27 protein-coding genes and 1 pseudogene are annotated in these 23,750 nt (G+C 40.3%); 8 read left to right on the top strand and 20 right to left on the bottom strand.

Annotated elements, in window-relative coordinates; all coding sequences use genetic code 11:
* The 14 genes from FTT87_RS04505 to FTT87_RS04440 form a co-directional block, all read right to left on the bottom strand.
* On the bottom strand, nt 1-397 hold a 397-nt coding region (locus FTT87_RS04505; protein WP_180174498.1), incomplete at its 3' end, for a M15 family metallopeptidase.
* A gap of 119 nt (nt 398-516) precedes the next feature.
* Nucleotides 517-951, bottom strand: a complete 435-nt coding sequence (locus FTT87_RS04500; protein ID WP_016167200.1) for a Mor transcription activator family protein — start codon at nt 949-951, stop codon at nt 517-519.
* Nucleotides 917-1,348: a gp16 family protein gene (locus FTT87_RS04495; RefSeq protein WP_180174497.1), complete on the bottom strand. Its 432-nt coding sequence runs from the start codon at nt 1,346-1,348 to the stop codon at nt 917-919. The genes FTT87_RS04500 and FTT87_RS04495 overlap by 35 nt, the downstream gene beginning before the upstream one ends.
* Nucleotides 1,345-1,758, bottom strand: coding sequence for a hypothetical protein (locus tag FTT87_RS04490; protein WP_180174496.1), 414 nt, complete (start codon nt 1,756-1,758; stop codon nt 1,345-1,347). The genes FTT87_RS04495 and FTT87_RS04490 overlap by 4 nt, the downstream gene beginning before the upstream one ends.
* On the bottom strand, nt 1,755-2,459 hold the full coding sequence (locus tag FTT87_RS04485; RefSeq protein WP_180174495.1) for a DUF2786 domain-containing protein: 705 nt from the start codon (nt 2,457-2,459) through the stop codon (nt 1,755-1,757). The genes FTT87_RS04490 and FTT87_RS04485 overlap by 4 nt, the downstream gene beginning before the upstream one ends.
* Before the next feature lie 234 nt (nt 2,460-2,693).
* The gene (locus tag FTT87_RS04480) at nt 2,694-2,966 is read right to left on the bottom strand and encodes an HU family DNA-binding protein (protein ID WP_180174494.1); all 273 of its coding nucleotides are present in this window, start codon (nt 2,964-2,966) and stop codon (nt 2,694-2,696) included.
* 27 nt (nt 2,967-2,993) lie between these two features.
* Entirely contained in the window at nt 2,994-3,611 is a 618-nt protein-coding gene (locus FTT87_RS04475) for a DUF3164 family protein (RefSeq protein WP_180174493.1), read from the bottom strand.
* A 10-nt stretch (nt 3,612-3,621) separates the two neighbouring features.
* The gene (locus FTT87_RS04470) at nt 3,622-3,831 is read right to left on the bottom strand and encodes a TraR/DksA C4-type zinc finger protein (RefSeq protein ID WP_180174492.1); all 210 of its coding nucleotides are present in this window, start codon (nt 3,829-3,831) and stop codon (nt 3,622-3,624) included.
* Nucleotides 3,832-3,843: 12 nt separating this feature from the next.
* Entirely contained in the window at nt 3,844-4,185 is a 342-nt protein-coding gene (locus FTT87_RS04465; RefSeq protein ID WP_180174491.1) for a LysR family transcriptional regulator, read from the bottom strand.
* Nucleotides 4,166-4,387, bottom strand: coding sequence for a hypothetical protein (locus tag FTT87_RS04460; RefSeq protein WP_180174490.1), 222 nt, complete (start codon nt 4,385-4,387; stop codon nt 4,166-4,168). The genes FTT87_RS04465 and FTT87_RS04460 overlap by 20 nt, the downstream gene beginning before the upstream one ends.
* A complete protein-coding gene (locus tag FTT87_RS04455; RefSeq protein WP_180174489.1) occupies nt 4,377-5,036 on the bottom strand; it encodes a hypothetical protein in 660 nt (219 codons plus the stop codon). The genes FTT87_RS04460 and FTT87_RS04455 overlap by 11 nt, the downstream gene beginning before the upstream one ends.
* A 60-nt stretch (nt 5,037-5,096) precedes the next feature.
* The gene (locus FTT87_RS04450; protein WP_180174488.1) at nt 5,097-5,855 is read right to left on the bottom strand and encodes an AAA family ATPase; all 759 of its coding nucleotides are present in this window, start codon (nt 5,853-5,855) and stop codon (nt 5,097-5,099) included.
* Between the two features lie 55 nt (nt 5,856-5,910).
* The gene (locus FTT87_RS04445; protein ID WP_180174487.1) at nt 5,911-8,070 is read right to left on the bottom strand and encodes a Mu transposase C-terminal domain-containing protein; all 2,160 of its coding nucleotides are present in this window, start codon (nt 8,068-8,070) and stop codon (nt 5,911-5,913) included.
* A complete protein-coding gene (locus tag FTT87_RS04440) occupies nt 8,070-8,339 on the bottom strand; it encodes a helix-turn-helix domain-containing protein (protein WP_180174486.1) in 270 nt (89 codons plus the stop codon). The genes FTT87_RS04445 and FTT87_RS04440 overlap by 1 nt, the downstream gene beginning before the upstream one ends.
* 197 nt (nt 8,340-8,536) lie before the next feature.
* On the opposite strand from FTT87_RS04440, the gene FTT87_RS04435 reads away from it, so the two are divergent.
* The 3 genes and pseudogenes from FTT87_RS04435 (at nt 8,537) to FTT87_RS04425 (ending at nt 10,689) form a co-directional block, all read left to right on the top strand.
* Entirely contained in the window at nt 8,537-9,202 is a 666-nt protein-coding gene (locus tag FTT87_RS04435; RefSeq protein WP_180174485.1) for a helix-turn-helix transcriptional regulator, read from the top strand.
* Between the two features lies 1 nt (nt 9,203).
* Nucleotides 9,204-9,482, top strand: coding sequence for a hypothetical protein (locus tag FTT87_RS04430; RefSeq protein ID WP_180174484.1), 279 nt, complete (start codon nt 9,204-9,206; stop codon nt 9,480-9,482).
* A 283-nt stretch (nt 9,483-9,765) separates the two neighbouring features.
* Nucleotides 9,766-10,689, top strand: a pseudogene (locus tag FTT87_RS04425) (tyrosine-type recombinase/integrase).
* 25 nt (nt 10,690-10,714) lie between these two features.
* Here FTT87_RS04425 and FTT87_RS04420 read toward each other — a convergent pair.
* Nucleotides 10,715-11,554 (bottom strand): SPFH domain-containing protein, encoded by an 840-nt coding sequence (locus FTT87_RS04420; protein ID WP_180174483.1) that lies wholly within the window; start codon nt 11,552-11,554, stop codon nt 10,715-10,717.
* 14 nt (nt 11,555-11,568) lie between these two features.
* Nucleotides 11,569-11,862, bottom strand: coding sequence for a hypothetical protein (locus FTT87_RS04415; protein ID WP_180174482.1), 294 nt, complete (start codon nt 11,860-11,862; stop codon nt 11,569-11,571).
* Between the two features lie 234 nt (nt 11,863-12,096).
* Here FTT87_RS04415 and FTT87_RS04410 point away from each other — a divergent pair, with 234 nt between their 5' ends.
* Nucleotides 12,097-12,336, top strand: coding sequence for a hypothetical protein (locus FTT87_RS04410; protein ID WP_180043307.1), 240 nt, complete (start codon nt 12,097-12,099; stop codon nt 12,334-12,336).
* Nucleotides 12,337-14,947: 2,611 nt separating this feature from the next.
* Here the strand turns inward: FTT87_RS04410 and FTT87_RS04405 are convergent.
* Both FTT87_RS04405 and FTT87_RS04400 read right to left on the bottom strand, forming a co-directional pair.
* Complete coding sequence (locus FTT87_RS04405) at nt 14,948-15,433, bottom strand: hypothetical protein (protein WP_180043874.1); 486 nt, start codon at nt 15,431-15,433, stop codon at nt 14,948-14,950.
* A gap of 80 nt (nt 15,434-15,513) precedes the next feature.
* Complete coding sequence (locus FTT87_RS04400) at nt 15,514-16,764, bottom strand: YncE family protein (RefSeq protein ID WP_180174481.1); 1,251 nt, start codon at nt 16,762-16,764, stop codon at nt 15,514-15,516.
* Between the two features lie 353 nt (nt 16,765-17,117).
* Between FTT87_RS04400 and FTT87_RS04395 the strand changes: the two genes are divergently transcribed.
* From FTT87_RS04395 to ahpF, 4 genes are all read left to right on the top strand, one after another.
* A complete protein-coding gene (locus FTT87_RS04395; protein ID WP_180174480.1) occupies nt 17,118-17,906 on the top strand; it encodes a tellurium resistance protein in 789 nt (262 codons plus the stop codon).
* A gap of 25 nt (nt 17,907-17,931) precedes the next feature.
* Nucleotides 17,932-19,065 (top strand): toxic anion resistance protein, encoded by a 1,134-nt coding sequence (locus FTT87_RS04390; protein ID WP_180174479.1) that lies wholly within the window; start codon nt 17,932-17,934, stop codon nt 19,063-19,065.
* A gap of 42 nt (nt 19,066-19,107) precedes the next feature.
* Entirely contained in the window at nt 19,108-20,031 is a 924-nt protein-coding gene (locus FTT87_RS04385) for a hypothetical protein (RefSeq protein WP_180174478.1), read from the top strand.
* A gap of 223 nt (nt 20,032-20,254) precedes the next feature.
* Complete coding sequence (gene ahpF / locus FTT87_RS04380) at nt 20,255-21,820, top strand: alkyl hydroperoxide reductase subunit F (RefSeq protein WP_180174477.1); 1,566 nt, start codon at nt 20,255-20,257, stop codon at nt 21,818-21,820.
* 235 nt (nt 21,821-22,055) lie between these two features.
* Here the strand turns inward: ahpF and FTT87_RS04375 are convergent, their stop codons facing one another.
* Together FTT87_RS04375 and yegQ are read right to left on the bottom strand one after the other, a co-directional pair.
* Entirely contained in the window at nt 22,056-22,310 is a 255-nt protein-coding gene (locus FTT87_RS04375; protein ID WP_086195634.1) for a YfhL family 4Fe-4S dicluster ferredoxin, read from the bottom strand.
* A 13-nt stretch (nt 22,311-22,323) separates the two neighbouring features.
* Nucleotides 22,324-23,724 carry a tRNA 5-hydroxyuridine modification protein YegQ gene (yegQ, locus tag FTT87_RS04370; RefSeq protein WP_180174476.1) on the bottom strand — a complete coding sequence of 467 codons (1,401 nt, stop codon included), beginning with the start codon at nt 23,722-23,724 and terminating at the stop codon, nt 22,324-22,326.
* Nucleotides 23,725-23,750: the final 26 nt, after the last annotated feature.

The following is a 23,750-nucleotide window of genomic DNA, read 5'->3' as shown; positions in this document are numbered from 1 at the left end:
TGTAGCTTCCCCAAGGTAGTTGAAAATGTGGACCATCTTTAAATGTTTTCCAGTCGCCACCCCATTCAATAGGAACGTTCAGTTCTTTTGCGGCTTGTTTAACGGCATCGGCAATTTTGTAATACAGAGGCCAATCCCAGCGAATGTCTAAACCCATCATGGCGACCAGATCGACAGCATGACCCGTAAGGTGGCGAGAGTTTTGAGTTTGGCTTGCACCTGATTTCACCAGTTCAGCTTGACGAGCCTTAGTCCGAAGTCCTTCTGAAACACGGAAATCAACTTCAGTGATTTCAATTGCTCGTTTAACGACTTTGACTAAATCTGGGTGAACACCTTCAAGACGGCTTAAGCTCAGCCTGGATAAGACAAATTTCTTTTTTTGTACTTCAGACATTGAAATAAACTCTTATTTAACGTCTTGTAAGTTTTGATGATTTTGCAAACTATTCCTTGCGGAACTACTTCCATAAAAAAACCGCCCGGAGGCGGTCAGTGGAGAAAAAGTAAAAGCAATTAGCAGGCAAACATATCGAGCTGTCGGTCATACTTTGAAACGGCTGGAGTCTTACTGACCTGATTTTTACGGACAGATCGAATCCAGCGTGTTGTGACATTATATTTTTTAGCAAGCTGACGTTGAATATCAGAGGATGCCCCTAATTCTGCAAGGTCCTGTTCAATACGCTTATCACGTAGAATACCCAGATAACGGTCAGACTTAGGAATGTAAACAATATCGCCATTCCAGAACTGGCAGAGCTTTTTCAGATTATTGAAGCCCAGCAGCTCAGCAAGTTCATGGCTTTCAGAAATGGATTTAAGGGGAGGGAAACTATAGTCAGAACCGCCATAATGCTTGATCAGAATCATGGCAGTTCTATAGTCAGTCAGCTGAATAATCAGCCGAAGGTTTTCAGGTAGTTTGTCTAGGTATTCGTCTTGTTTCATTAGCGGCCCGCTTAGCTTTGTACTCCAATGCTGCCACTATACGCCACAGTTCGTTTTCTGTACAAAATTCTAACGCTTCCTTTTGAAACATTTGTTTTGCAATGCCTTTTGCATAATTCCAATGCAATTTATGCTCGGTTAAATGTGCCTCAATTTTGCCTATTAATGCCTCCTTACTCAACTTCACTTTGGGTTTTTTTCCAAAATTACGCTTGGAAAAACCCAGCTGGTCCAGATGCTGAATGACTTTAAGCAAGTCATTCATGTCCATGTCTTTGGCAGATCGCTTACTGGTGACATGCTCAAGCATGTCTCGGTACGTATCCTCATCCAGATTCAACGCTTTTTTCCCCATGTGAATGGCAGCTAAACGTTCATTACGGGATGATTTTTTCATGCAGCCATCTCCGCTAGAAGTTCAATTGAATCGCTGACTTTGATCAGGTGTGATAGAGCTGCTTTAGGTGAAGAAAAATAACAAGATTTCGACTCAATGACCTTGTCTAAGTCAGGAAATGATTTTTTTGCTTCACGTTTACCTAAAACTTTAATGATTTCAGCTTTAGATTTTTGGCTGTATATTTTTACTTTTTTAGTCGGTAAAAATTTTGCCTCTGGATGTTTATCTGGTTCAGTCAGCCAGATTCCCTTAAACATCAGGTCAATGTAAATATCCACGACCAATTTCATTTTCATGCGAACCAGGCGAAGTGTGACATCGTGGCCATCACAATGCAGGATGACTTTGTTATAAGGGATGTCTAATTCTTTAAGTACATGATTTTGCTGTTCTTTGCTTAGGCTCATAATGATGTCCCCAATCTTTCATATTGCTTACCACCATTCATTGCTTGGTTAAGTTGGGCAGATTTACCTGACTGTTGACCTGCACGGTAATCCGAGTGGTTTATAGTCTTGCCTTTATTACGATCTTTGGGTGTAAATGAATTAAGACTTCCATGAGTCTGATCCATATATTTTGTGATCCGTGCTGTGGTGTTTGCTACAACCTCAATATTAATTCCAATAATTAGATGTCGAACTGCTTCCACCCATCCTTCACAGAATAGATCGGCACGACGTACTTTATTTTTCTTAACTGTGACTCGTTTTAAAGAGGTCTCAATAAAAGATTTTCTTGCACGATTAACCTGTCGATAAAGTACATCAAATGCATATGATGCAATTTCAGGGGCTGGATCAACGCCAATAAAAGTCCATTGAGCTTTAGTGCCGTAGAAAGGATTGCCTGAAGAAAAAATCAATCTACACTGCATTGATTTGGTAATTGTGCTTACTAACATAGCCTCCCAAGTTTGAGGGGTTTTCTTCACATTACTGGAGCAATTGGCTTCAACAATATCCAATAAATCAGGATCAATTTGAAACTCAAGCATTAATGCCTGAGCTTGACGCAAAGCAATAGCCGCTTCATGTTCATTACCTGATTTAGATAATGCCAAGCACTTTTTAATTTTTAGAATAGCTTCTTCACGTGACATACTCATTATGCGGTCTCCTTAAGACTATCCACTACTTCTGGTGGCAACTTGTCTAAATCTTCAATTTTGATCATTCTGTTTTCCTAAATTTTGGCCAAAAAAATCCCGCCAAAAGGCGGGACCTTTTGTTTTTGTTTAATCAATTGGCTTTTGAGTGTTTAACCGTTAGAAATAACTGTTTATTTTTTCTAAGGTTGCGAATCAAAAGTTTGTAGTTTTCTACCGTTGGTTTTGCTTTGATCAATTCACAGCATCCTTGAAAGCTTTCCCCGCCTTAAATGTCGGGCTTTTGGTTGCAGGAATAGTGAGGGTTTCACCAGTCTTTGGATTACGGCCCTGGCGTTCAGCGCGGTTAGTAATTTTGAAAGTGCCAAAACCTTTAAGCTCTAACGTTTCCCCATTCGCCAGGCTATCAATAACAGCAGTTTCAAATGCCTGAAGGGCAGCTGTAGCTTGAGTTTTATTAATGCCCGCAGTAGTTGCGATGTGTTGAATAAGTTCTGCTTTGTTCATGGTTTTATTACCTGTATTTGTTAAAGTTTAAACATTGGCAAAATCGAGCGAAATCGCTTGATACTTGCCTTCACTGTCACGCTCATAAAAGCGCACATAATTTTTGCTGTCAGTCACAATAATGCTGTCACTGATTGCATCCATTGCACGTAGCCATTTCTCGTCACGAATATCCAGGCGGCGCAGGCTGAGTACACGGCCTGTTGAAATTTTCCCTTCCTTGTCAACCTGGAAGGCATCATTGATCAGCACACGAATGTTGTCGTTAGATCCGGCAGCCCATTCAGAAATACATTCATCAATTAATGCTTTGGCAGCCTGCAAGCTTTCATCAAAACGAATGCTTTCCTGGCTTTGGCGCACAATCTTGTATTTGCCGTCAAAGCTGAATAGCGTCACGTTACCTTTGTTCCCTCCTAATTGTACGCCATGCTGTTCAGCAGAAAGCTGAATAAAGGCAGCAATATCTTCAAATGCCAGTTTTTTAAATGCCAGCATTTGTTGCTGTAGTAGCTTGGCACCACCAATCAAACGTTCGACCAGATCACTACGTTCAATATCAATTGCTTTAACTTGATCAACTGGAATCAAACGTCCTTTGGCATCAATACGATAACCTGCTGGAACTTCTACAATTGCGTTCATTATTTCCCCATTAACGATATTGTTTGTTGTGAATTTCAACTACCGTTTGGCAGTCAATACAAAGTGTCACACCACCCAAGGCACGACGTTGTTCTGGAATTTGGCAGCCACATTCAAGGCACTCAAACTCACTTTCAGCGTTATATTGCTGACGGTTTTCAAGCGTATGAGCCAGATGCTCATCAGCAATTTCACCAGCAATGTCTGCTAAATCAGCCATTTATTTATCCTTTTAAAGAATTCTTTTTCTGATGCAGGCATGAGGACATTTTTGACAAGCTCTCCAATGCCGCATTTCCGCAGGGTTTTGTGTCGGAGCTTCACGTTCGCGGAAACTCACACACTTTTCTGGGCTTAGCTCTTGTTCAAGGTGAGGACAGTGAACACTGCCCAAAACCCGCATAACTGTTTTTTCCAATCTATCGGTATTCCCGACGTATTTACCGCGTAGGGCAAGTGACAGACTTGGCCTGGCATATCCCAGCTCATCGGCAACTTTTTGAATGCTTCCAAGTTGCTCTTTGCGCTGTTCAACTAGCAAAATCCATTCTGGTTTATGTGCGTTGTAGGACATAGACAAGTACTCCGATCAGTACGACATTCAGGCAAAGCAAAAGTGAAATCAGATTTTTGCTGCGTACCTGAGTTTCAGTAAGCTCCCGTTCATGCTGTTCAGCTAAAGCCTTGAACTTATTGCGTTCCGTGAACAAGCGCATTCGATCTTGGGCAACAAAAGCATGTGATTCAGGATTAATCTGGATATGGTTATTCATCATTAATTTCCTCTTGGTTGAGTGACAGAGTCCCATGCTTCAGTTCTTCTTCGAGTTCTGGGCGTTCTGTATACATCAAGGTATTGGTATTTGGATCAAACACTTGTTTTGCACGTTGGATCTGGGGTGGGTTTGGCCCAGTGTTCATATTCGGTAGCAATTGATACTTAGCTCTTCCACCTGCATTATTTGCTTGCTGTGTAACAACTAAATAACCAGCACGTTGTAACGCACGTAAATACTCTTTAGCAGTCTCAACTTTGATTGTTAACTCATCATTGGAGGCTAGTTGAGCTAGTTCATTTGCATTCAATGCACGCTTTGTAATTCGCAGTGCATTCCACATAGCTTTATTACCAGTCACCTTTGAAACTACAGTTCCATCCTTAGTTAGAGTTGGCACTGTATAACCAAGATCTTGAATCAATCTGTAATAACGTTTTTTAATTGATTTGGCGTGGTCATACACTTTGTCTTCACGAAGAATCTCTGTAACTCCTGCTTTTGTTAGACTGCAAATAAATTCTCGTGCACTTTCATATTTCATCTGACCTAATTCAGCGACTTGTTGAATCGTGAATTCATTACGATGCTTACGAATGGCAACCCAAACCCTTTGACGTGGTGATTGGTATGGTTGACCTGCATTCATAAGACTTTCCCCTTTTGTCAAAACTGACGAATTTGTACCAACTTGCATTTACAACAATCCTTAGAAACTGCGTGGTTTAGGGCTTTCGCCAGTAACGAATCCATCAGGCAGTAAACTTTTTAAAGTCTTAAGACTGATATGTTTAACGCCTTCTTCGAGTGCTTTTTCATTCAACATTTCGAGGTTTGTTGAAACACGACGTGTAGATCCGCGTACTTGACTTACAAGTTGCTCTAAAACAGGTTCATCAATTTCAAGCATTGGTGCGTAGATAGAGCAAAGTAACTTTGCATCTGAAATGTCAGCAGGAAGAGCAGGAACCCAGTTCAAAATGCGGCCATGGAATCGCTCCCATTTCTCAAGTTTCCTAGCCAGCATTTCCTCACCAATAATCAAGAATGTACCTTGGCTGGCTTCATACAGGTCACGCACAATTTCAACTTTGTTGCCTTGAACAAGATGATCAAACTCATCAATGATTAACGGGCGGCCAGACTTAGCCAGTTCACTACTTGCCAGTTCCATCATTTCGCTAAGTGTTACTGGGTATGGAATCGACATTTCACGCAGCAAGGCTTGTAAGAATGCTTTTTTTGTATAGGTACTTTTAACTTGTACATAAAAAGCATTAGTTTTAGTTGCAACATAATTTGCAGCTGTGGATTTACCAAAACCGCTAGGACCATAGAACGCTGAAATACCTGGTAATAAAGGATTACGTTCTAAAGTACGCTTCACTGCTGTATAGCACTGAGCAATATTGCGGTTCATTGCAATGCCATTAGGCACAAAATCATTAGGATTGACATTTTGGTTCATATAAATCACCATTAAAAAAGTAGGTTGTTTTAAAAGTGGTACTTGCAATACCGCTTTATCCCTGACGCTGGGCTAAATAGCTTTTTAGTTCAGCGTCTTCCTCTTCAAGTTCTCCAAACTTTTTAGAGGTCTGGAAAAGTTCCCAGAAAGTTTTGTCTGCTTCGTTCATCTCCTCATTACGGTTAAATTTTTGGTCTAAACGAATCCATCTCTGAATTTTGCTTTCAGTCATAGATGGCATCTCATCGTTCACTGTTTTCAATGCACTGGCTTCTTTAAAATAAATCACGCCATCTTTAGGTTTTGAAATAGGTAAAGCATTCAGCTCAGCCATCAATTCAGCATGTTGGTTTTGGTTAAATGGAATAACGGTTTGATTCTCGATATGCTCAATAACCAACTGTGGATTAACTTCCTGCAAGACTTCATCCTGCTTCACAGCCAGGCGGCGTAAACGTCCGTCAGCGCGACGCTGGCGAGCTTGTTCAACCTTGGTCATCGGGAAGTAACTGCGCTTATTGGCATTCCAGAATGCATAACAAATCAGGCGGCCATCTTCATCACGTACCGTAATGCGGTCAGCATTGTGGATGTCATAACCAACACAAACTGTATCCCCATGGTATTCAGCAAGTTCCTGGCTAAAGTAGCGGTTCCCGAACAGCTCAATCTCGCCACGACGTACCTTGCGTTCTTCATAAGGACGGAACAGATCCTCTGCGTCCCAGTCTTCAACACAGTCAATTGGCGCACCCATTTCTAACGCTTCGTTCCAGGCTTCTAACGGACTTTGATGGCGTGTTTTCATCGTCACAGGGTCAGTAATACGTTTCAGACTGCTATGCGGTTTGTTGTTGTAGTTGTTCACTACTTCAGCCACATAATTCAGAAAGTCAGCCCAGCTCATCAGTCCCTTGGAAACACCAATCTGTTTGATTTCGCTACGAGTGAGCTTGAACATCTTGTTGCTGGCTTCAGCATCCATGTCTTTACCTATATAAGACGGTAAGTTTTTGGCTGCCTTTACCCACAAAGTCTGGTGACTACGTTCAATCAAACCTTTGGCCTGAGAGTTATATGGCAGGGCATGACTCATTTCCGTATTTAAACGAGCCATCACGCCACGGCCTTTTGCTCCCATCATTTGGTTCTTATAACCAGAACCGTTGTCCACATAAAAAATGGCAGGGATGCCGCATTCACAGGCACTCATACGTACTGCATCCAGCACTGCCCAACCACTTTCCGCCAGGTCAATAGACCACCCAACCAGACGACGTGTAGCCACATCAATAATGGATGTAATTTCAGGGCGGAAAGGTTTGCCATGCATAGGGTGAGCAACTTCGGCATCAAAGCAGTGACCATCAGCGGTATAGACATCTGTAGGTAAAAGCTGCTCGGTATCACGACGGATAAAAGGCTGTAAGTTCTTTAACTCACGGTTGCCCATACGACCGCGCTGCGCCTCAACATTGCCCATTTTTTCTTTAATAAAACGGTATGCCTGATTATAGGTAGGACAAGGCACATCGGCTTTTAAATAGTTTGGAAGTAATTCCAACACGGCAGCCAATGTCGGTTTTTGTGGTTGTGCCCAAAGCTTAAGTAAGTCCATTGCCCAGACTGGAATATCCGAACGACGGGCTTTAGGTGCCAGCACACTAATGACATTGATTTTATGTTGTTCAGCTTCCTCTACTGATTTAACCCAGTCGAAAACACTGCGACGAGAAACGGTGCGGCCTTCACCTGCTTTGGCATTAGCCTTTTGCACAGCAAGCTGCATTTCTTCAGGTAATAAAAGCGCTTCTGCATCTGCAATAAATTGCTCGATTGCTGGAGTCTTTTTAGTACCTTGTTTGATTTGCTGCTGAATGTAGCGCACCACAAACAAACGGTTTTCAGCAATTTCACGTTGCCAGTCCATCAACTCCGTTGAGTTTTGAACACTAGTTGTACCTACAATACTAGAATTAATAACTGTTGGTTCTGAAATAGTTGAAACGTTCTTTTTGATATTTTTAAGAACCACTAAATCCATGAGATTTTTTGGTAGTTCGTATTCTTTGCGAAGCCCCCCTTTCCCGCGGCTTGGAAATTCTTTATACTTAAAACTGTTCCTAGCTAAGAACTTATCCAAACCTTTTTGAGTTTTGGGTAAACCTTCTAATTCCAAAGCTAGCAACTCGGCAACACTGTAGTGTGTTTTCATTAGGCACATTCCTTATTGCTATAACGAGGGTATATACGCTTGTTATCAATCGTCCAACGTTCTGGGAATAGCTCGTGCAAAGGTTTTCCGAGAAAATCGGAGATAACAATCTCGCCCTTTTTACTTGGGTGATACAGCGCATTACGAACTGTCCTGTCAGACATGCCGTAGTCTTTTGCAAGCTGGGTAACGCTTTTACCGCGTCGCTTAATTTCAGCTTCAATACTGTATCTATCCCATTGTTCTGTGGGTTTTTGCTCTAAGCCCATATGAACTCCTTGCCTTTTTAGGCATTTTTTTAAATCGTTAGACTAGGTATTTACCTAATCTAAAAAGAACTATAGGTTCTTTATTTTGAGCTGTCAACAGTTCTTTATTTGAAAATAGAACTATTTTGAGTTGTTTTTATAATAGTTTAAACTTTTCAATGGCTTAGGCAGTTCTTTTTTGAATAAGGTTTTTTGTCATGAGTTCTATAAACGCTGAAAATAATTCAGAACTTGATAATCCTCTTAAAGAAAGAATCAAGGCATTAATGTCAGTAAATGAATTAGCACACCCATATAGCTTCGCCACAAGAGTTGGTTTGTCGAAGGGAACTTTTACGGGTATATGGAGAGAGGGAAGGCAGTCCCTACATCAAGGAACAATAAATAAAATATGTGCAGCGACTGGGGCCGATCCTGGTTGGCTTGCGACTGGTGTGGGAGTTCCTTTTCCTGTTAACAACTATGATGAAATAATCAATCGTCAAATCGACGAAGCTTGCCAGGGGATGGTTGATGAGGATGAAATTGTTACTATTGAACTCGATACATCTTTATTAATTCAGGCTTTTGAGACACTTGATAAGGCACTATTGACAACTGGTCGTGTAATGCAACCAAAAGGTCGTGCTCGTTTTGTTGCTGCTGTATATGCAAGTTTGAAAGAAAATGAAGAGATGGATACCCAATTGCTTGAAGACTGTATTTTCACAATTGAAGAGTCTTTGAAATCTACGCGACGCACTATGTCGTCCAAATCAAAAACTGATTTGATTCTAATAATTTACGAGCTGTATAGTGGCAACGCTTCATATAAGGAAGCAATGACCTCAACAATAAACCAGCTAATAAGGAGCGTGTCTTAATATGCTAGAACCCAGTAATAACAATAGCTTTGGATTGAATGATTTAAAAGGAAAGGGTATTAAGCTAAGTACCAAAGCTATGCAAGTGTTTAGTGAAGAAGCAAAAAACCAAAATTTGTCTATACAAGTGAAGCTATTGGGAAGTGAGCTTTTTACTTTGCAATTTAACCTGGACAATATCAACAGCCCAGACAAGACCACTACCCACATTGTAGGGGCAACTGTTGAAGCTCTACTGAACCAAATTCCGCTCATAAAAACAGTGCAAAATAAAAACTAAAAAAACCACACATCCAGAGAAAGCGTTAAATTCAGTGCAAAATAAAGGGCAAATCAAGTTCAACCTGGTTTGCCCTTAAAAAAATCCTCAAATGCTTATCAGCTCAAGCTTTCATCCCACATAATCCCAGGACTTCCCGAATCTTCCCGCATCACTCCAGTGCAGAATGAATTAATAAGTCACACCTTAACAGCACTATCTTTAAAATCGCTATTTTTTGCCGATAATGCCGTTAAATTTAGACCAAGATTAGACCAAGAATATAGAGTTATAGACCCTGAAAATGCCCAAACCGATCAAGCGCGGTGAAAGCTATAGAATTAAAATAATGATTGCTGGAAAAACATATTCAGCAACCAGAGATACCGTAAAAGAATGCGAGCAATGGGCCGCGCAAAAATTACTTGAGGCAAAAGCTAATAAGCTTGCGGAAGACCAGGGTATAAAACAGCATTACCCATTCAAGACACTTTTTCATAAGTATTATGATGAGCATGGGCGAAAGCTTCGAGGATCCAAGTATGTTAAAGAACAATTAGGTCCTTTTGATGAGAAATTTGGTGCACTGGCAGATATGTCTATTCATGACATCACACCAAAGCATTTAACCGCCTGGAGAAATCAACGTTTAAAACAGGTTGGAGCTAATACAGTGCTACGCGAAATCGCGCTTTACTCATCTGTATTTAGCTACGCCGTAAAAGAGCTATTCCTACTTGAGACTAACCCGTGGATGGGGATTAAGAAACCGGCAAAGCCTAAAGCCCGTAATCGCCGTATTCGTGATGATGAAATTGATCTTATTCTTGAAGGTTTAGGTTACCAGCAAGGGCAGGTGCCAACATTGGCAGAACATTATGTTGCCTGGGCATTTTTATTTGCCTTGGAAACGGCGATGCACGTAATGTGCCACTGACGAAAAAGGCTTTAGCTTTACTGGACCTAATTGATCATGATGGTGATATAAGTTGATTCCCCAGAATGAGAATGCCTTCAGATTGATGTGGGAGCGCCGTAAAGCGAAAGTAGGGCTTATCGACATACATTCCATGACACACGCCATGAAGCGATTACTCGGTTCGTGAATAACCAAAAATTACCGGTAGAAGTGCTGGCTAAGGTGACGGGGCATAAAAATATTAAAGTTTTAGTGAATACTTATTACAACCCGGATGTTGAAGATATTGCAGATATGATGGACGCTTAAAAAGCCCTCATAAGAGGGCTTTTCATTATTTTAATTGACCTACACCAGTGAATTTGTCTGGAACAATTACCATAGTATTCAGTGTTCCTTTTTCAGCAGCTTTGAGCAATGCTTCAGCTTTAGTTTTTTCGGCTTCTGCACGTAGTAGATCTACATATTTTTCAGATGCATTTTCTGCTAAAACTTTTTTGATTTCAGTTTCAACACGTGCAGTTTCTAATTCATTTTGCTTTGTCTTTAAAGCATTTTGAGAATTAACAATTGCTAATGATGAATCTAAAATAGATTTAGGTGGTGAAACTTTTAAAATATTAATTTCATTAACTTTGACAAATTTATCTTTGCCTTGAGCTTTTAATTTAGTATTAATACTGTTCTTTATTTCAGTCTCTATGACCGCTCGATTGTCATTTACAGCTAAAGCTTTATATTTGCTCACAACATCATTGATTGCCGAGTTTGCAACGTACTGCACATACTGACCTAGTAAATATACATCACCATCATCTGTAATAATGTGCTGTGCTTTTTCAGTCTTATACGCGATTGCAGCATTTGATGGCACAATCCCGTAATTCACTTTTAATTGAAACTCTTGCATTGGAATCTTTTCGACTACAATTGGTTGAGATTCAACATTAAGTACAAGATTTCGCTTTGATACTTTGATTACATCACCGACCACGGTTTGATGTAATCCTTGCCCCAGTACGGTATCTTCAATTTCACCGCTGAACGTTTGACGAATACCAACATCTGCATCAGTGATGCGCGTAAAGCTTGCAGGTATAATAATTAAAGCCAGAATAATTGCGACGATGATTGTGGCTACTATGCCAACAGTCCTATATGGCTTTTTTTCCATGTTTTACCCCTTTATCAAAAAATAATTAATTTTTTTCTACTGCGCCCACGTTTAGCCAAGGGCCTAGCCGTTAAAATCAAGTTCGCCTGTTCTGGATCATAAAGACACTTTCCTCGAGTACCTTTATTGATCTCTGCACATCGATCACGGACCACATCAACACTAATGCCATATTGTTGAGCCAATTCTGAAGCTGATACTAATTTAGGGCTTACATCCTTAATCGATACGATCTTTGCACCGCCTACCTCAGAGCCTACAAATAGCTGAGGTGCTTCACCATGTACGGTGATTTGAAAAACTCCCATTATGGCATCTCCCGCAAACTCTGCAAAACTTCAAAAGGCAATTTCACATTCACATTTGGCTCATCATTCCGCATCCAAAAATCAACAGCGATATAATAAAGTGCAGATACTTGCTCAGCTGTAAGTTGTTTTGACTGTGCCAGTTTGACTGGTTACATGCGGTGCCAAGTCTTCAGTAAAGTCTTTTGCAATTTCTAGAATATCCATCACGCCACCTCTCGTCTGATATTAGATATGGTCGTTAAACTCGGTAACTACAAGGAAGGCCTAGATAAAGCAGGTCGTCAGGCTAAAAAATCAGGCAAGGAAATCGAAAGTGGTTTAAATGTTGGTTCGCTTACAATTAAAGCTCTAGGTGGAGCCACAAAATTTCAAAATTATTTAGTATATACTCTGTGTGGTAAGTGTAATATTTTGCACTTAAAGCTACTTTTTGCTGATTATGTACAAATTAATGTACTTAACCACATGTAACGCCAAATTTGCATCAACAAAAGGAAATCGCATATCTTTGTAAAGGTCTTATGAATGTCATCAAAGATATGCAATTTCATCGCAATGATTTCCCTGTTTCAATTGCTGAGGCCTTAGGTGATAGGCTCAAACGTGTACGTCTCAATAAAAACTTAACTCAGAATGAAGTTGCTCAACTTGCATGGATATCGAGACGAACAGTGCTCAATTTCTTGTATCACCACGTGTATCAATGAATTTTTTTAATTAAAAAATATATAAAAATCAAAATTTTAAAAATGTGTTCGGTAGAGGATATCCACCAATATTCTAAACGTTATGTTATAAGGGTTTTAAGCGAAATCAGTAGCTTAAAACCCTTTTTTGTTGTCTTGAATAAAGTCTACCATTAACAGTGCTATCTTTAAAATCGCTATTTTTTGTCGATAATGCAGTTAAATTTACGTCAAAATTTTTGGAATTTACGTCATGAAAATACCTAAGCTAAGAAAGTGCGGTTCACGTCACCTCATAGCCATAGTGGCTTAAACCTGCTTTGGTGTCGCTTAGCAGAACATGCTTTAGAGTAAAAACCTCGCACGGGTGTGACAATTCAAACAAACCTTAGAACGAAAGCAAGTAAAGCAGACCATGCATGTTAGGTGGGTGTGATTGTGAGTCGCTATGGATCACAGCATAGAACTTCTGTGGTGATCAATTCAAAATCAGATCAGCTGTGAAATAAACGTGATATTTATCAAAAAATTACGAAATAAACTGATTGATTAAATAGCAAATACCGGGTAATTTTTTATCAGGTTAGACGAAGTTATATATCGCCTAGCTGGGAAAAACGACTGACACTCGGAAAGACGAGAAGTACCATAACCGCTCACAGCAATGTGAGCGTTTTTAATGCCCTGAGAAATGTTTTTTGTGTAAGCAATATCAGGGCACCCAGATTAGATTTTAATAATTATTATTGTCTAACAAAAATCAAAAATAACTTAAAGTAACCGAACAGAAACTATTTATGCATATTTTTTATACTTTGTAATTTGCTTTAGAGTGATAATTTTTAACTACATCAAGAGAGCACAGCGTTAATAAAAATAATAAAATGGTTATCAAAGACTTCACCTGCTTAATCACATCCCCAGATTAAGCGGGTTTTTTAATATTTAATATATTATTAATCAAGTCTTTCTAAAATTTTGATTAAATTAGTAATATTTTAATTTTTGGTATATTCCGCCACTGAATGTTACTTGAATAGTGTACAAAATAGTCAATAGAAACTGCTGTAGTTTCTGAATGGTCTTTCAAGATCCTTAGTTTATAAGCCCACATCGTCTTTCCATGTGTGGGCTTTTTTTTGCATGGAGAAAAGTAATGCTTCATTGTTTCTTAAGGCGTTTATTTGGTCTTCATGATGCGACTGAAATTGAATACACGATTGATGGTAAAGAAATTAAGGTATGCCGTTATTGCTTGAAAGAAGTGAAGTAATCACTGATCAAAAAAAATGCGATTAATTAAATTAATAATCATATTTTTTTATTTTCACAATGCTGAAATAATTTAATCTTATATTCACTGAAAACAAATAATAACTCCAAAAAGTCTAAGGTATTGGCGCAATTAAGCCTGTTTAATTTTGGAGAGTTAAGCAGGCTTTTTTATTGAAGATTTTTATCTTTTGTCGAAAGTATTACGATATATAAGCCTCTTCATTAATATGTTGGGGCTTTTATTTTTCTAGAATATGTATAAAAACTAAGGCATAAAAATACTCTGGTTTTTATTTATAAAATTTCATCTTTTATAAATTTTGGTAGTTTTTGATATTCATATATTTAAAATACATATTTAGAATGCGCCAACAAATTGAAACGCTGTAGTTTCTCTGGTTTTGGTCCTATGCATCCCTCGCATGGGACTTTTTTTTGGAAAAAATTATGCTCCAATTCTTAATGTGTTTATTTGGCCTGCATGGTGCTACTGAAGTTGACTACACGGTTGATGACAAAGAAATCAAGGTGTGTCGGGATTGTTTGAAAGAGATTGGTTAAGGCGGTTTTCATTTTTTATCATGCTTTAGATAATCAATTTTTAGAACTTAATAAGAATGAAAAATGCATTGTAAGCACATTGGCTGAGAAAGTAATTAGATCAAAATATCAAAGGTGAAAATCTTGATGTATTGGGATTGGTTGTTTCATCAAGTTTAGAATAAGTTGGATTGTAGGGTCTTGGGCTTTCCTTTGCTAAATGTGCGAAAGTTGTAAATGATCATCTATTTAGCAAAGCCTTTGAAAAATTTCTGGTAAATTGAAAGGGTTAACACCTGATCAGAAAATGAAATTTTATAATAAATATTCAAAGAAGAGTATTCAGGAATTTGGTGAACAAGCGATCCCTAATATTAAACAAGATTGAAATGCCTTTAGCTGCAAAAATGATTGGACGAGTACATTATTTATTAATATTGGGTGAAATAGATAAGGCAACATATTTTAATGTTTCAGACTATATTAAATTTTTCCATACTTGATAAATCGTCTTGATTTTTTCCCTTCATAGGAAGAAATAAAAGGTGCTGATGAAAGAAGTTCATTAATGTTATTTATCATCACGACTGTACTTTTTGTATAGCACTACGCTTAAGCTGTTCTAACTCTATAATATTTTGGTCAATCTGATGTTCCATTGCCGGTAAAATCTGCCTTAAAAACTGGCAATATGAAATAGCTTCATCCGCAGCAACCATGCCTGTTCTGACCAGCTGTTTTTGCTGTTCCAACATTTGGCTCACCTGACGTAAATCGGGCTGCTGTCCATGACTCAAAGCGTCGCTAATGGCTGCAAAATTTTTATATAGCCGGTCGCGTTGTTGAAGTAATTCTGCCTGATTTGGCACCGATACGGTATCTGTTTGAACGGGTGTGGTAGATATAACTTTTTTTTCAACAGGAGCTACTACAAGAGCTGGAGTGGGTTTTGCTTTTGCTGTATCTACCGGTGGAGAGGAAAGCGGTTTAAATATATAAACCACCACGAAGAGTGATAGGGTCACCATAAAACCAATGATAAGACCAAGTTGTATGCTACGATCCATGTCAGAAATCTTGCTCTTGCATTTAAATGAAAACAGACCCAATCTTAAGATCAGGCCTGTACGATTTATAAATTAAACAGTTAAGGGGTAGACCAGCCCGCAGGTGCATAACCGATACGAACCCGTTGTGGGTGATTTCCAACAGGAACACTCAGTACTTTTTCACCCGTTGCGAAATCAATCACGGTAACCACATCAGCCGCACTTTCAGAAATTACACAGCTTTTACCATCTGGACTTTGTGTTGCCCAATAAGGCTTGCCTGCAGCAATCAGCTTTCCGGCTTTCAGGGTTGAGCGGTTGACAATGGTTGCATAGTCATCCATGGTTCCAGCGACACATAGTTTTTCACCATCAGCACTAATTGATAATCCATGATGACGCGAGTCATTTACATATTTGGTCCGGTCAGACGGAATAGTCGAGCTACCTGGGAGTTGACCAATTCGAGTCACTTTATTCTGATTCAGGTCATATTCGATCAAGCCATTAAAAAATGAAATCTGGGCATAAATTTTACTTTCATCATTACTCAGGACAATCGGACGTACCGCATTGGACAAATCTTTACGGCCAACTGCATCGAGTGCTGGACGGAAATCAATGGTTTTGAGGACTTTAAAGGTATTGGCATCGGCAATGGTAAGGAGTCGTTTCCCTTTGGTGAAATCTTGCCATGCGGCATCCATGGATGTTTCCACATTACCAATGGCTGAGTTTAGAATTTTTGTGCCACCGTTAAAGAAAATATTTTCATGTGGTTTGTCGCCAGTTGCAAAGCGTCCCAATTCTTTACCGGTATTGATATCCAGCACCTGAACCACATTGCCTGAAGATGCCGATACCGCTAAGCGCTGACCATCAGGAGAAACTGCCATATGATCGGCACGGAAGCCTTCTATAGGAGTACGCCAGTTGATTTTACCCGTTGCAATATTAATCGACACGATATCAGCAAAACTTGGACGCGATGCCACCACAGATTTGCCATCTGGTGTGGAATACATGTCATCCACCAGCTGATCATGACCTTCACCAGCGGTGGACTGAATGTAAGTATAGGCAATCAGTTTAATTGGATTGAGGTGGATTTCCGTCAAACGCTCTTTGCGATCAGGAACCATGTTGATCACACCGATTTTACCAAAATCACCCGATGGACGAATGACGGTTACCGTTCCATCCCAGTTATTGCCCACAAAAAATACCTGTTGGCTATTCGCCGGGGCAGGCATTACAGATGTCGTGGCATGGCTATTCAGGGATGTGAATGCGATTGATGCAAATAACGCATTTACACTCCATTTGAGGAAAAGATTTTTGTTTTTCATATCATTATTCTCCGATTCAGCTCCATGAAATCGATTTTTTTATTTGAATTTTCATTGCTGTCGAATACTCCTGTATTCGCTGAAGCATAGAATAAAGAATTCAACCATCAAATCCCGGATAATCCGATAAAAACACGCGCTAAAAATGACCTGAATAAGTCTTTTATTTTATAAATATTTGAATAATCAATTTATTATGCGCACAGAGCAAATTGTTTTTCCGACGGATTGCCGAACCCTATTTTAGCTTTTAGCCACATCTCTGATGGAGGTACGGAAAAATTGCAAAACACTACATGATCTTTTATACAGAAGTCGTACTATAAAAATGATTTTGTTGAGTTTCCAATATTATGTCTCAGATAGATATGCTTGTTGCCTTAGCTGACATTGAAGTGAATCGGGCTGAACTGCTGTCTATTCAGCAGAATGATTTGGTCCCTTTGCTGCAAGATCAATATCGTCTGAATCATTATGCCGATTCAGTCATTCAGGCTCAGTCGGTGCTATTAAACGGGGTTGATCCACATCTGACCCAGCAATTAAGCAGCACCATAGAGCAGCTGATTCAGGCATTGGCCGATTCAAAAAAATATCTGACCCGCCGCAAGTTTAATGCTTTGCAAAAGTGGCTGGGGGTTGATCTGGAATATGGTTCCGGGCAGGTCGAGTATTATAAAAACCTGGACCAATTGCTTCATCGGGCCAATCAATTAAGTCAAAAATTGCAGATTGAAATACAAAAGTCCCAGGCACGTTTTCAGCAGTTACTCGGGCATCGTGAGCAAATGGCAAAATACATTCGGGCAGCGCAGGAATTTTTACAGGAATATCCAAATTTCGTCAGGAATATACATCCGCTGGATAATTTTGCTGAAAGGTTATCGAAAAAAATCAATTCATTACAAACTTTGCAAGCCAGTAATGATATTGCAATTACACAGATGCAGTTGTCGCAGCAGCTTTCTTTTACTTTGCTGGACCGTTTTAAAGAGGCGCAGCAGATACTGATTCCTGCCTGGCAATATCATGTTAAACAAAGCAATCAGAACAGTTCGGGTATTGAACTGGACAAGCTGGAGCATAGCAGAGAGAAGTTAATTCATACTTTAAGAAAATCACTCGAGAAACCTATACATTAATCAGACCCTAATTTTCAGGTGAAGCATGACCAATTTAGAACACAAAGATTTACCCGCTGAAGCCTCTCAGGATCTTGTTCAGCAAAAGTTTCAGCAATTGAATTTACAGGAAATTGGTTTGCAGGATTCAGACTTTAATGAAGTGATGAATGCACATAAAGAACTGGCTGAAATGAGCCATAATGCAGTGGCGGAATATGGGAAAAATATTGCGACAAAAACGTCGGGTTATACCGACGAACTGCTGAATCTGGTACAAAATAAAGACCTGGATACGACCGGTCAAAAATTGAATCAGGTAGTGCAGGTTGCCCAGCAGTTGAATAGCAGCAGTATTTTGAACAAGAAACACAGTACGGGTTTTTTAGGTGGCCTGATCAGTAAAATGAAAGGGGCCAAGCAAAGCTTTGATCAGCATTTTCATAGCGCCAAAGAACAGATTGATGTTCTGGTCAAAGAAATAGAAACGTCCCAATCGGGATTGAAAACCCGGGTGGACACTTTGGATAAAATGTTTCAGGGTGTGCAGGAGGAATACCGACAGCTGGGTATCTATATTGCAGCGGGGAAATTAAAAGAGCAGGAAATTCAACAGCAAATTGCACATTTAACGGCCCAGGCCCAAGATCAGCCTACGGTACAAAAGGTCTATGACCTGAATCATCTGGCCAATAATCTGGAAAAACGGGTCAGTGATTTACAGGTTTTACAGCAGTCTGCCATGCAAACCTTGCCGATGATCCGGATTATTCAGTCCAATAACCTGATGCTGGTGGATAAGTTTTATGCCATTAAAAACATTACCTTACCGGCATGGAAAAACCAGATCAGCTTGGCTATTTCCCTGCATGAACAGAAAAACAGTGTCCAGCTGGCGAATAGTATAGATGATGCCACCAATGACCTGTTACGCCGTAATGCCGACTTGCTGCATCAAAATTCGGTGGCTACAGCCAAAGCCAACCAGCGTTCAGTGATTGATATCGAAACGCTTGAACATGTGCAGAATACCCTCATTAAAACAGTGAATGACGTGATTCAGGTACAAAAAGAGGGAATGCAAAAACGTGCTGAAGCGACAACGCGTTTATGTACCTTACAGGAAAATCTGAATCATCTGGTTATAGAATCAAGTAGTAGTGGAATGAATAAATCTTAATCCTTCGTTTAAGCTCATTGCCAGCACTTTAGGAGAAAGCGTTTGCCTCCCTTAGATGAATATGCTGTGAATTCGCAACAGATTGAAACAGGTGTGGTGATGCTGAAGATGCGTCAACGCAATGTGATGTTATGGGCGATCACCAGCAGCACCATTTTCCTTGCTTCAGTGGTGGCTTTTTTTCTACAGCATGATTTTGTCTATAGTTTTTTCGGTATTACCACGGAACTGAAGCAATTGCATATACCGCTCAGTGTAGATGCAAACCTTGCTGAACTTGGTCAGCATCGGGATTATTTTAGCAACCTGTTGTCATGGTTTGGCTGGCTGATTCTGAAGCTGTTCGTTTCTTTTATGGGTGCATTTTTTGTCATTCATTTTCTAAAAAAAATCCGCTTTTTCTATGTCCGTTTTCAGTCTTTTATTTTGAAGTTTGTGGGCTGGATCATTGCTTTTATTATGCTATGGTCAGGCTTGACCTATCTGCAATATGATTTAAATAATGAAGAGAATGATGCCTATAGGGAAGTGATTCAATACGATAAAAATATTCAGCAAAGCGAGCTGGCACAGTATTTACAGCGAAGTGAAGTCGATGAGCCAGTCAAAGCTTATTTACTGGCACAAGCCGCGTTGCTGCATAAACCGGTTGATAAAGATGCTGCTATTCCACAAGTTTTAGCTCTGGTTAAAGCCGAAAAAACAGATCCTGATTTTTTTGAATATGGTTTTAAGCCTGAACAGCTCTGGACCATGCAACACCAGCTTTATGGACAAAGTCTAACGCCAATGGCAAAGATTGTTTCCAGACAGGTAGCTCAGGCAGAGCAAATGAGTTCAGTGGTACAAATTTTGATTATTGCTGCTGCCATACTGTTCGGAATTTTAAGTGCAATTCTACTGCTGCTGTCGCAGCATTTAAAAAGGCGAATATTCAGAGTTGAGCAGCGTATGCAGCTTAAATGATGCATTTCAAAAGCCCCGGAATGGGCTTTTATTATTTTTTGATGCCTTCTTTTAGTCAGATGATTCAGGCAATGCTGAAGGGCAGGATAGACCAAAACAGGGTAAAACTTATTTAATTTAATATTTCGATTATAATTATAAAAACAAACTGTTTTACCTATTTAAATATTTATTCTACTATAGCTTTATTAAATAAGCATTTACTCCCTTGGAGATGTTAGCCATGTTAGACCAAAATACTTCAGCACAACTTAAAACACTGTTGGAACGTCTTGAAGGCCCAATTGAACTGATTGCAACTCTAGATGGGTCGGATAAATCTGACAAGATTAAAGAACTGGTGACTGAAGTTGCAGCGTTATCTGATTTAGTGACTGCCCGCTTCGACGGTACAAATAAACGTGCCCCAAGCTTTGGGGTGGCAAAACAAGGGGAAGAACCGCGTGTCTTCTTTGCCGGTTTGCCGATGGGACATGAATTTACTTCCCTCATTCTGGCCTTGTTACAGGTGTCAGGCTATGCCCCAAAAGTGTCAGATGAAGTCCTGGCACAGATCAAGGGTTTAAATTTAACAGCTGATTTTGAAGTGTTTATCTCGCTCAGCTGCCATAACTGTCCGGACGTGGTACAAGCCCTAAACTTAATTGCGATCTATAACCCGGGCACCACGGCCACCATGATTGACGGTGCATTTTTCCAGGATGAAGTGGAACAGCGCAAGATCATGGCGGTACCAATGGTGTTCCAGGACAACGCCCACATTGGTCAGGGCCGTATGACGCTGGAAGAGATCATTGCCAAACTGGATAGCAATTCTGCAGCCAAAGATGCAGCAAAGTTAAATGCCAAAGACGCGTTTGATGTGCTGGTGATTGGTGGCGGTCCTGCCGGCAACACCGCAGCGATTTATGCCGCGCGTAAAGGCATTAAAACCGGAATCGTAGCGGAACGTATGGGCGGTCAGGTCATGGATACCATGGACATTGAAAACTTCACTTCCGTACAGAAAACCCAGGGTCCGAAATTTGCCGCCGAAATGGAAGCGCATGTACGTGAGTATGGTGTGGACATCATGAACCTGCAACGTGTATCCAACATCAAAGGTGCAGATGAAACGGCGAATGGCCTAGTTGAAGTCACTTTGGAAAATGGGGCGAAGTTAGAATCGAAAACCATCATTCTATCGACTGGTGCACGCTGGAGAGAGATGAATGTTCCGGGTGAGCAGGAATACAAAACCCGTGGTGTAGCATACTGTCCGCACTGTGACGGTCCATTATTCAAAGGCAAACGTGTTGCGGTGATTGGTGGCGGTAACTCTGGTGTGGAAGCGGCGATTGACCTGGCCGGGATTGTAGAGCATGTAACTTTGGTTGAGTTTGATACCAAACTGCGTGCCGATCAGGTCTTACAAGACAAGCTCAACAGCTTGCCAAATACCACCGTGATCAAAAATGCGCTGTCGACTGAAGTAGTCGGTGACGGTTCACAGGTCACTGCACTGAAATACAAGGACCGTGCTACCAATGAGGAACATACGATTGAACTGGCGGGAATTTTTGTACAGATCGGTTTGTTGCCAAACACGGATTTTCTGAAAGAAACCGCTGTTGAACTGACCAATCGTGGCGAGATCGTGATTAACGAGCGCAACGAAACCAACGTGAAGGGTGTGTTTGCTGCCGGTGACTGTACCACAGTGCCGTACAAGCAAATCATTATTGCTACCGGTGAAGGTGCGAAAGCATCTCTATCTGCCTTTGATTACATTATCCGTTCGGGACAGTAACTAAAAAAGCCAAAGTGGCTATGTAAACATAGACACTTTGGCTTTAGTTCCCCAAGTTTTTGTTTTACCCTGTTTATAGGAACTCAGCATGCTAACTCTGGGTTCCTTTTTTTATTATGACCATTTCCATGGTTATTCTGTTCTTCTGCATTTTTTGTTTTGCCTTTTTTATTGTTCTTTCCCCAAACTTGTTGTATTTAATTAAGCAATTTTAATGCCATCTCCAAAGATTTTTTTAAGATTTGAATAAATTCAAGTCCTTAAACTTCTGCATCAACTGTTCTTGCGTCTCCATATGTTCAGGATGAGGAATAATGCACTCAATTGGACACACGGCTACACAGGTTTGGTGCTCATAAAAGCCGACACATTCTGTACAGCGCTTCACATCAATTTCATACACCTTGTCACCCTCATAAATGGCCTCATTCGGACATTCAGGCAAACACATATCGCAGTTGATACATTTGTCAGTAATCAATAGAGCCATGTTGTATGGATACTCAAACAGCTTGGTACGCTAAAGATGAAGCCGAGATGTCTGCTGTTGAATTCGGTAAGTTGCGAATCAACAGGGCATAGTTCATGTCAACATCGGCAGGGACAGGAATATCCACGATATGGCCTGAACCTTTGGCATCTTCAATCAGATTACCTTTTTTATCTTTCATTTCTGTTAAAGTAAAAGTGATATTGCCTGAAGTGGTCATCAGCTCAAGTGAGTCACCGACCACAAAACGGTTTTTGACTTCAATCTTGATGTAGTCACCGTTACGCTCTAATACTTCACCAACAAATTGCTGATGGTCAAAACGCGATGAACCGGTTTCATAATTTTGATATTCAGTATGTACATGACGACGCAGGAAACCTTCCGTATAACCACGATTTGCCAGACCTTCTAGCTGAGTCATCAGGGATGGGTCAAATGGCTTGCCCTCTAGTGCATCATCAATCGCTTTACGGTAGATCTGTGCAGTACGCGCGCAGTAGAAATATGATTTGGTACGACCTTCAATTTTTAAGGAATGAATGCCCATTTTGGTTAAACGGTCGACATGCTGTACTGCACGCAAGTCTTTAGAGTTCATGAAGTAAGTGCCATGTTCGTCTTCTTCAGCTGCAAACATGTCTTCTTCATTGCGTTGTAATAAAACCGGTTCGCCAAATTGGTGTTGTTCTAGGGCGTGTTGCTCATCGGCATCTTTGTTTTTGCAGCATGATGATGATTCTTCAATTTGTTGAACTGGAATCACATCTCCAGTTTCATCTTCAGCTGCTTCGTGAATTTTGTAGTCCCAGCGACAGGCATTGGTGCAGGCGCCTTGATTAGCATCACGTTTATTCATATAGCCAGAAAGTAAGCAACGACCGGAATAAGCCATACATAATGCACCATGCACGAAAACTTCAATTTCTATGTTAGGAACATTATTTTTAATTTCTTCAATTTCTTCGATAGAAAGTTCACGTGACAGAATGACACGAGTGAGTCCCATGTTTTTCCAGAATTTGACAGTTGCCCAGTTGACAGCATTGGCTTGTACAGACAGATGTACAGGCATGTCGGGAAAATGTTCACGCACCATCATAATCAGACCCGGGTCAGACATAATCAGTGCATCTGGATTCATGGCAACCACAGGTTCCAGGTCACGAATGAAGTTTTTTAACTTGGAGTTATGCGGCTGGATATTCACCACCACATAAAACTTTTTACCTAAGGCATGGGCCTCGGCAATACCAATGGCAAGATTGTCATGATCGAAAGCATTGTTACGCACACGTAAACTATAACGTGGCTGACCTGCATATACCGCATCGGCACCATAGGCAAAAGCATAGCGCATGTTTTTTAGTGAGCCGGCAGGTGAAAGAAGTTCTGTAACGTGAGTAATGCTCATGACAAAATTAAAGGCATATTAAAAAT

The organism is Acinetobacter sp. YH01022 (genome assembly GCF_013420235.1).
Lineage (GTDB): Bacteria > Pseudomonadota > Gammaproteobacteria > Pseudomonadales > Moraxellaceae > Acinetobacter.
Note: the sequence above shows the minus strand (reverse complement) of the source record. Positions and strands in the feature narration are given on the sequence as shown.

Bases quoted from the DNA above. Each gene is read 5' to 3' on its own strand.
- FTT87_RS04495 (WP_180174497.1), bottom strand. From the start codon at position 1,348: ATGAAAAAATCATCCCGTAATGAACGTTTAGCTGCCATTCACATGGGG.
- FTT87_RS04455 (WP_180174489.1), bottom strand. From the start codon at position 5,036: ATGAATGCAGGTCAACCATACCAATCACCACGTCAAAGGGTTTGGGTT.
- FTT87_RS04410 (WP_180043307.1), top strand. From the start codon at position 12,097: ATGGTCGTTAAACTCGGTAACTACAAGGAAGGCCTAGATAAAGCAGGT.
- FTT87_RS04405 (WP_180043874.1), bottom strand. From the start codon at position 15,433: ATGGATCGTAGCATACAACTTGGTCTTATCATTGGTTTTATGGTGACC.
- FTT87_RS04435 (WP_180174485.1), top strand. From the start codon at position 8,537: ATGAGTTCTATAAACGCTGAAAATAATTCAGAACTTGATAATCCTCTT.
- FTT87_RS04450 (WP_180174488.1), bottom strand. From the start codon at position 5,855: ATGAACCAAAATGTCAATCCTAATGATTTTGTGCCTAATGGCATTGCA.
- FTT87_RS04440 (WP_180174486.1), bottom strand. From the start codon at position 8,339: ATGGGCTTAGAGCAAAAACCCACAGAACAATGGGATAGATACAGTATT.
- FTT87_RS04470 (WP_180174492.1), bottom strand. From the start codon at position 3,831: ATGGCTGATTTAGCAGACATTGCTGGTGAAATTGCTGATGAGCATCTG.
- FTT87_RS04480 (WP_180174494.1), bottom strand. From the start codon at position 2,966: ATGAACAAAGCAGAACTTATTCAACACATCGCAACTACTGCGGGCATT.
- yegQ (WP_180174476.1), bottom strand. From the start codon at position 23,724: ATGAGCATTACTCACGTTACAGAACTTCTTTCACCTGCCGGCTCACTA.
- FTT87_RS04445 (WP_180174487.1), bottom strand. From the start codon at position 8,070: ATGAAAACACACTACAGTGTTGCCGAGTTGCTAGCTTTGGAATTAGAA.
- FTT87_RS04460 (WP_180174490.1), bottom strand. From the start codon at position 4,387: ATGATGAATAACCATATCCAGATTAATCCTGAATCACATGCTTTTGTT.
- FTT87_RS04420 (WP_180174483.1), bottom strand. From the start codon at position 11,554: ATGGAAAAAAAGCCATATAGGACTGTTGGCATAGTAGCCACAATCATC.
- ahpF (WP_180174477.1), top strand. From the start codon at position 20,255: ATGTTAGACCAAAATACTTCAGCACAACTTAAAACACTGTTGGAACGT.
- FTT87_RS04400 (WP_180174481.1), bottom strand. From the start codon at position 16,764: ATGAAAAACAAAAATCTTTTCCTCAAATGGAGTGTAAATGCGTTATTT.
- FTT87_RS04500 (WP_016167200.1), bottom strand. From the start codon at position 951: ATGAAACAAGACGAATACCTAGACAAACTACCTGAAAACCTTCGGCTG.
- FTT87_RS04485 (WP_180174495.1), bottom strand. From the start codon at position 2,459: ATGAGTATGTCACGTGAAGAAGCTATTCTAAAAATTAAAAAGTGCTTG.
- FTT87_RS04375 (WP_086195634.1), bottom strand. From the start codon at position 22,310: ATGGCTCTATTGATTACTGACAAATGTATCAACTGCGATATGTGTTTG.
- FTT87_RS04415 (WP_180174482.1), bottom strand. From the start codon at position 11,862: ATGGGAGTTTTTCAAATCACCGTACATGGTGAAGCACCTCAGCTATTT.
- FTT87_RS04490 (WP_180174496.1), bottom strand. From the start codon at position 1,758: ATGAGCCTAAGCAAAGAACAGCAAAATCATGTACTTAAAGAATTAGAC.
- FTT87_RS04475 (WP_180174493.1), bottom strand. From the start codon at position 3,611: ATGAACGCAATTGTAGAAGTTCCAGCAGGTTATCGTATTGATGCCAAA.
- FTT87_RS04465 (WP_180174491.1), bottom strand. From the start codon at position 4,185: ATGTCCTACAACGCACATAAACCAGAATGGATTTTGCTAGTTGAACAG.
- FTT87_RS04390 (WP_180174479.1), top strand. From the start codon at position 17,932: ATGACCAATTTAGAACACAAAGATTTACCCGCTGAAGCCTCTCAGGAT.
- FTT87_RS04395 (WP_180174480.1), top strand. From the start codon at position 17,118: ATGTCTCAGATAGATATGCTTGTTGCCTTAGCTGACATTGAAGTGAAT.
- FTT87_RS04430 (WP_180174484.1), top strand. From the start codon at position 9,204: ATGCTAGAACCCAGTAATAACAATAGCTTTGGATTGAATGATTTAAAA.